Annotated in this window: 4 protein-coding genes and 1 pseudogene; all 5 read left to right on the top strand. The window is 28.0% G+C overall.

Annotation, left to right across the window (positions count from 1 at the left end; all coding sequences use genetic code 11):
- Positions 1–363: 363 nt before the first annotated feature.
- The gene (gene galE / locus E6248_RS10810; RefSeq protein ID WP_316340814.1) at positions 364–1,350 is read left to right on the top strand and encodes a UDP-glucose 4-epimerase GalE; all 987 of its coding nucleotides are present in this window, start codon (positions 364–366) and stop codon (positions 1,348–1,350) included.
- An 8-nt stretch (positions 1,351–1,358) separates the two neighbouring features.
- Positions 1,359–2,876, top strand: coding sequence for a UDP-glucose--hexose-1-phosphate uridylyltransferase (gene galT / locus E6248_RS10805; RefSeq protein ID WP_316340813.1), 1,518 nt, complete (start codon positions 1,359–1,361; stop codon positions 2,874–2,876).
- Between the two features lie 94 nt (positions 2,877–2,970).
- A complete protein-coding gene (locus E6248_RS10800) occupies positions 2,971–3,981 on the top strand; it encodes a LacI family DNA-binding transcriptional regulator (RefSeq protein ID WP_316340812.1) in 1,011 nt (336 codons plus the stop codon).
- Between the two features lie 54 nt (positions 3,982–4,035).
- Entirely contained in the window at positions 4,036–6,939 is a 2,904-nt protein-coding gene (locus tag E6248_RS10795) for an acyl-CoA dehydratase activase (protein WP_316340811.1), read from the top strand.
- 10 nt (positions 6,940–6,949) lie between these two features.
- A pseudogene (locus tag E6248_RS10790) lies at positions 6,950–7,436 on the top strand (2-hydroxyacyl-CoA dehydratase); the annotation flags it as partial.

Genomic DNA, 7,436 nt, shown 5'->3' with positions numbered 1-7,436 from the left:
ATTAAATAAAGATGGATTCTATGCTAATCTTTATAATAGCCAATTTGAACAAGCAAGTAACTCTTAATTAAATTTATGAAGAAGCTATATATTATTTATAGCTTCTTTATTTTAATAAACCTATAGTAAAATTATAGTAAAATAATTAGTAAAATTAACTAAAACTAATTGTAAACTTTATCAATTTGTAGTAATATAATATTAACAAATCTTAGAAATTTGTTTCTAAGTACTTATAAAAACCTTAATTTGATGTAATTAATAAATAAGGTTAAAATATAAGTAAATATTAATTATGTAAACTATAAATATATTTCAATTTAGTTTAATAAAATTACTATAGGAATTTGGAGGTATTAATAAATGGTATTAGTATGCGGTGGAGCTGGCTATATAGGTAGTCATGCGGTTTATCAATTAATTAATAAGGGTGAAGATGTTGTGGTTGTAGACAACCTTGAAACAGGACATATTGAGGCTGTTCATCCTAAAGCAAAGTTTTATAAGGTTGATATTAGAAATGAAGAAGAATTAGATAAGGTGTTTAAGGAAAATAATATCACTGAAGTTATTCATTTTGCAGCTAACTCCCTTGTAGGAGAAAGTATGACAAATCCGTTAAAGTATTATAATAATAATGTTCATGGAACAGAAGTGTTATTAAAAGTTATGATAGATAATGATGTTAAGAGAATAGTATTCTCTTCAACAGCAGCAACTTATGGTGAAGCGACAAAGATGCCAATAGTAGAGACAGATAAAACAGAACCAACAAATGCTTATGGCGAAACTAAACTTGCAATGGAAAAAATGATGAAGTGGGCAGATATAGCTCATAATATGAAATATGTTTCTCTTAGATACTTTAATGTAGCAGGAGCACATGTTAGTGGAACTATAGGGGAAGATCACAGTCCAGAAACTCATTTAATTCCTTTAATACTTCAAGTTCCACTAGGAAAAAGAGAATTTATATCAATATTTGGTGAAGATTACGACACTGAAGACGGTACATGCATAAGAGATTACATTCATGTTGTAGATTTAGCTAATGCTCATATTAAAGCTATAGAATATTTAAGAAAAGATGATACGAGCAATATATTTAACTTAGGTAATGGTAGCGGCTTCTCAGTTAAAGAAATGATAGTAGCTGCAAGAAAAGTTACTGGTCATGAAATACCAGCTAAGATTTGTGAAAGAAGAGCAGGAGATCCAGCTAGATTAATAGCTTCTGCTAAAAAGGCTAGAGAAATATTAAATTGGGAACCTGAATTTACTAATGTTGAAGATATTATAGCTTCTGCTTGGAATTGGCATAAAAATAACCCAAAGGGTTTTAATAAGTAGGTGTAATTATGAGAATTTATAGGGAAATTAAAAGATTAATTAATTTTGGATTAAAAAATGATCTTTTTAATAAAGAAGATGAGATATATGTTAGAAATAAAATACTAGATATACTAAATTTAGATGAATATGATGATGTTCTTTTAGAAGAAGAAGTATTAAATTCCCCTACAGAAATTTTAAATAATATTCTTGACTATGCTTTTGAAGTTGGAATATTAGAATCTAACACTCCAATATTTAGGGATTTATTAGATACAAAAATTATGGATGCGTTAATGCCTAGACCTTCTGAGGTTATAAGGGAATTTAATAAAAAATATGTAGATTCTAAGAAGTCTGCTACAGATTATTTTCATAAAATATCAACTGCATGTGATTATGTAAGAACTAGTAGAATAGCACAAAATTTAGTGTGGAAATATAAAAGTAAATACGGAGATTTAGATATTACTATTAATTTATCAAAGCCAGAGAAAGATCCAAAAGCAATTGCTATGGCTAAAAGCTTACCTCCTGCAAAGTATCCAAAATGTTTACTTTGCAAAGAAAATCAAGGGTATAGAGGAAGAGTTAATCATCCAGCTAGGCAAAATCTTAGAATAATACCAATGAATTTAACTAATGAACAATGGTATATGCAGTATTCACCATATGCTTATTATAATGAGCATTGTATTGTATTTGCTGGAGAACATGTACCAATGAAACTTACTGAAAAAACTTTTGACAGGCTATTAGAATTTGTTGCTTTTTTACCTCATTATTTTATAGGTTCAAATGCAGATTTACCTATAGTAGGTGGATCAATTCTAACTCATGATCATTATCAAGGTGGAAATTATACATTCCCAATGGATAAAGCTAAGGATGTTGTTAATTTTAAGCTTATGAATTATGATGATATAGATTTATCAATAGTAGAATGGCCTTTGTCTTGTGTAAGACTAAAAAGTAAAAATAGAAATGAATTATCTAAGGTTGCTTTTAAAATCTTAGAGTATTGGAAGAACTACAGTGATGAAAGTATTGATCTAAAGGCTTATAGTGATGATACACCTCACAATACCATAACTCCAATTGCAAGAAGAGAAGAAGAGTTATATGTTTTAGATTTAGTATTAAGAAATAATAGAACTTCCATTGAACATCCGGATGGTATTTTCCACCCGCATAAGGAACTTCATAATATTAAAAAAGAAAATATAGGGTTAATCGAGGTTCTTGGACTAGCTGTATTACCTTCTAGATTAAAGGATGAGCTTGAAGTTATAAAGTCTTCTTTATTAGATAATAAAGAAAATTTATATGAATATGAAGAATTGGAAAGCCATTACACTTGGTATAATGAAATTAAAAGTAATTATAATAATATAAATATTAGCAATATTGATAAAATAATTGAAGATGAAGTAGGTAAGGTTTTCGAAAAAGTTTTAGAACATTGTGGCATTTTTAAATTTGATGCTTCTGGTAAAGAGGCACTTGATAAATTTATAAAAGAACTTCAAAAAGAAATAAAATAATAAGACGAGATAAAAAATAAGTTAGATGAGGCAATAGCATTATATTGTCTCATCTTAATTGTATTTAGGATTTAATAGAAAGGAGGCAACTGTATTGGCAACTATAAAAGATATTGCTAGTGAAGCAAATGTTTCAATTTCAACAGTTTCTAGAATTTTAAATTTAGATAAATCATTAAATGTTTCTGAAGATACTAGAAAAAGAGTATTATCTATAGCTGAAGAAATGAATTATATCACTATTAAGGAAAGAAAGAGTAAGATTAAAAATTATACTATTGGAATAGTGTGTTCCTTTGATGAAGAAAAGGAGTTAAATGATCCATATTTTATTTCCATTAGAATGACTATAGAAAAGCTTTGCTCTAAAGATAATATTGATTATAAAACACTATATTTAGATAAAATTATTGATAATTCAGCAAAGTACTGTGATCTTGATGGATTAATTGCCATAGGTATTTTCCAAGGAGATGAAATAGAAAAGCTAAGCAAGATAACAAAAAATATAGTATTTATAGATTCATCACCTGATGAATGGGAATTTGATTCAGTAGTAGTAGATTTAAAGTATGGAGTAACTAAAGCATTAGAATATCTATATAATCTAGGACACCGAAATATTGGATATATAGGTGCTAAGGTAATACCTCATAGCAATAAGGATCATAATGAATTAATTAATTACAGAGAAGTAACCTATAGAGATTTTATGACTAATAATAACAATTTAGATGAGAGTATTATATTTAAAGGTAGCTTTACACCTGAGGATGGATACAGATTGATGCAAGAAGCTTTAAAACTTGAAAAATTTCCAACTGCTTTTTTTATAGCTAGTGATCCAATGGCTATAGGTGCATATAAGGCAATTCAAGAAAAAGGATATAGGATACCAGAAGATATAAGTATCATAGGTTTTGATGATATTGCTACTGCACAATTTTTATCACCATCACTAACAACAGTGAAGGTGTTTACAGACTTTATGGGAGAAACGGCTCTTAGTGTTTTAATGGAGAAAATTAAGGATGAAAGAACATTAAGTAAAAAAATTCTATTGCCAGTAAAACTAATAATAAGAGATAGTTGTAAAGAAATATAAAATATAAAATTAGTAGATAGTTATTAAAAAAATGGGGCTTGGAGGAATTGATTTATGTATAAACTTGGTATAGATGCAGGTTCAACTACAGTAAAATTTGTAATATTAGATAATAACAATAATGTCATATATAAAAGTTATAAAAGACATTTAACAAAAGTAAAAGAAACAATTATAGAAGAAGTAAAAAACATAAAGAATATACTTAATGATAATGAAATTAAGGTTGCTATAACTGGTTCAGCAGGATATGGAGTAGCAATTGATTCGGGAATTTCATTTGTTCAAGAAGTCTTTGCAACAACTATAGGTGTAAAAAAAATATTCAATGATATTGATGTAGTTATAGAATTAGGTGGAGAAGATGCTAAAATTATATATTTAACTAATGGATTAGAAGAAAGAATGAATTCTAGCTGTGCTGGAGGTACGGGAGCTTTTATAGATCAAATGGCTAGCCTTATGGGCATTTCAGTTGAAGAGTTAGATAATTTAAGCTTTGAACATAAAAATATATATCCTATAGCATCTAGATGCGGTGTATTTGCAAAATCAGATATTCAACCGCTATTAAACCAAGGAGCTAGTAAAGCTGATATAGCAGCAAGTATATATGAAGCTGTTATTAATCAGACTATAGGGGGCCTAGCTCAAGGGAGAATGATTGAAGGTAAAGTCTTATTTTTAGGTGGTCCATTACATTTTTATAATGGATTAAGAAAAATGTTTACTGAAAAACTTAATTTGAAGGAAAACATAGAGGCTGTAGATGCTGAAGTATTTGTTGCCAAAGGAGCAGCAATATTTTCAAGTAATGAAGAAAAAATATATACATATGAAGATTTATTAAATAATATTTCTAAAAATAACGAAAAGAATATTAATCTTCAAAAAGAAGTTTCACCTCTTTTTGAAAGTGAAGAAGAATATAAAAATTTCTTAGATAGACATAATAGGGCTAAAGTTGCTGTAAGAGATATAAAAGATTATAAAGGTGATGTTTATTTAGGTATTGATGCTGGAAGCACAACTACAAAACTAGTTCTTATAGATGATAATTTAGAAATTTTATATCAATATTATGGACACAATGAGGGCAATCCTGTTGAGGTAGTAAAAAGAGAGCTATTAAATATTTATAGTAAATATGGTGAGCAGATAAATATTAAATCCAGCGCTGTTACAGGCTATGGAGAAGAGTTATTAAAAAAAGCTTTTGGTATAGATTTTGGAATAGTTGAAACCTTAGCTCATTTTATTGCTGCTAAAGAATTTAATCCTAAGGTGGATTTTATTTTAGATATTGGTGGACAAGATATAAAATGCTTTGAAATAGAAAATGATTCTATAAAAAGTATTATTCTAAATGAAGCATGCTCTTCAGGTTGTGGTTCATTTATTGAAACTTTTGCTAAGGCTATGGGTTATGATGTAGAAAGTTTCTCAAAGCTTGGTTTATTTGCAAGTCATCCTGCTGATTTAGGATCAAGATGTACTGTATTTATGAATTCTTCTGTAAAACAGGCACAAAGAGATGGAGCATCTATTAATGATGTTTCAGCAGGATTATCAATAAGTGTTGTTAAAAATGCATTATATAAGGTTATTAGAACTAACAATATAGGTAAGAACATAATAGTTCAAGGTGGTACTTTATGTAATGATGCAATTTTAAGAAGTTTAGAAAAAGAGTTAAATCAAAATGTCATAAGATCAAATATTTCTGGGTTAATGGGTGCTTATGGTGCAGCTATTTATTCTAAGAAAAATTTTAAGAAAGAGTCGAGAATTATTAAAATTAATGAACTTAGTTCTTTCAATCATAGTTCTAAGGTAGCTAAATGTGGTTTGTGCACAAATAACTGTAACTTAACTATTAATAGTTTCAGTGGCGAAAAGAAATATATTTCAGGTAATAGATGTTCTAGGCCTTTAGGTAGAAATGAAAAAAATCCAAATCCAGATTTATATGAATATAAGTATAATAAGCTAATGGAGTATGAAGATAATTATGGAGATAAAGGTATAATTGGTATTCCTATGGTCCTTAATATGTATGAGAATTTACCCTTATTTGTTAAATTCTTTAATGAGCTAGGAATTAAAGTTATCTTATCAGATAATTCCTCTAAAAATATGTATTTAAAGGGACAACATACTATTCCTTCAGATACTGCTTGTTACCCAGCAAAACTTTCTCATGGACATATTGAAAACTTAATTGAAAAAGGTATTAAGGATATATTTTATCCATGTATGACATTTAATTTTGATGAAGGAATTTCTAATAATAACTTTAATTGCCCAGTTGTAGCTTATTACCCAGAAGTATTAAAGAACAATATTTCCTTATTAAAAAATACTAATTATATATATCCTTATATAGATTTAAATTCAATTAAAAGTTCAAGTGCTAATTTATATAATAGTCTTAAATTATCCTTTCCTTGGATAAGTAAGAAGGATGTAAAAAGTGCACTTTTAAAGGGGCTAGATGAGTATAGAAGATTTAAAGAAGATATAATCATAAAAGGTAATGAAGCTATAGAGTATGCTAGGGATAATGATTTATTGACAATAGTCTTGAGCGGAAGACCATATCATATAGATAAAGAGATTAATCATGGAATAAATAAGATGATGAACTCTTTAAATTTAGTAATAATTACTGAAGATTGTATTCCATATAAATATAAACCATCAGAAATTAAAGTATTAAATCAATGGACATATCAAGCAAGATTATTCAATGCTGCTGAATATGTTGGAAATAATGATAATATGCAATTAGTTCAATTAGTTTCCTTTGGTTGCGGTACTGATGCAATAACTGCTGATGAAGTCAAAAGAATATTAGAGGAAAAAGGTAAAATATATACTCAACTAAAAATTGATGAAACTAATAATTTAGGGGCAGCTAAAATCAGAATAAGAAGTATGGTAGAGGCTATTAAGTAGGAGAACTAAGATGAGTTATAATTATAAAGTTTTTACTAAAGAAATGAAAAAAAAATATACAATACTTGTACCTAATATGTTACCAATACATTTTAAGGCTCTTGATAAAGTGCTAAAAGATAATGGATTTAATATTGAATTTTTAGAAGATGATGTTGATGAAATAATAGATGAAGGGTTAAGAAATGCTAATAATGATATTTGCTATCCTGCAATGATTGTAATAGGTCAATTTATATCGGCTTTAAAAAGTGGTAAATATGATTTAGATAAGACTGCAGTATTAATGACTCAAACTGGTGGAGGATGTAGAGCTTCTAATTATATTCATTTAATTAGAAAGGCGTTAGAAAATAGTGGATTTCATGATGTTCCAGCAATCGGGTTAAGTGTATCTGGCATTGAAAAGCATCCTGGACTAAAATTTGGTCTGACTTTAATTGTAAAAGCCTTCTATGGAGTGTTATATAGTGATTTAATTATGTACTTATATAATA

Origin of the sequence: Clostridium sp. (genome assembly GCF_032552055.1) — a bacterium.
In the GTDB taxonomy this organism is placed as follows: domain Bacteria; phylum Bacillota; class Clostridia; order Clostridiales; family Clostridiaceae; genus Clostridium.
Note: the sequence above shows the minus strand (reverse complement) of the source record. Positions and strands in the feature narration are given on the sequence as shown.

Excerpts from the sequence above, each read along its gene's own strand:
- galE (WP_316340814.1), top strand. The coding sequence starts at position 364 with ATGGTATTAGTATGCGGTGGAGCTGGCTATATAGGTAGTCATGCGGTT.
- galT (WP_316340813.1), top strand. The coding sequence starts at position 1,359 with ATGAGAATTTATAGGGAAATTAAAAGATTAATTAATTTTGGATTAAAA.
- E6248_RS10795 (WP_316340811.1), top strand. The coding sequence starts at position 4,036 with ATGTATAAACTTGGTATAGATGCAGGTTCAACTACAGTAAAATTTGTA.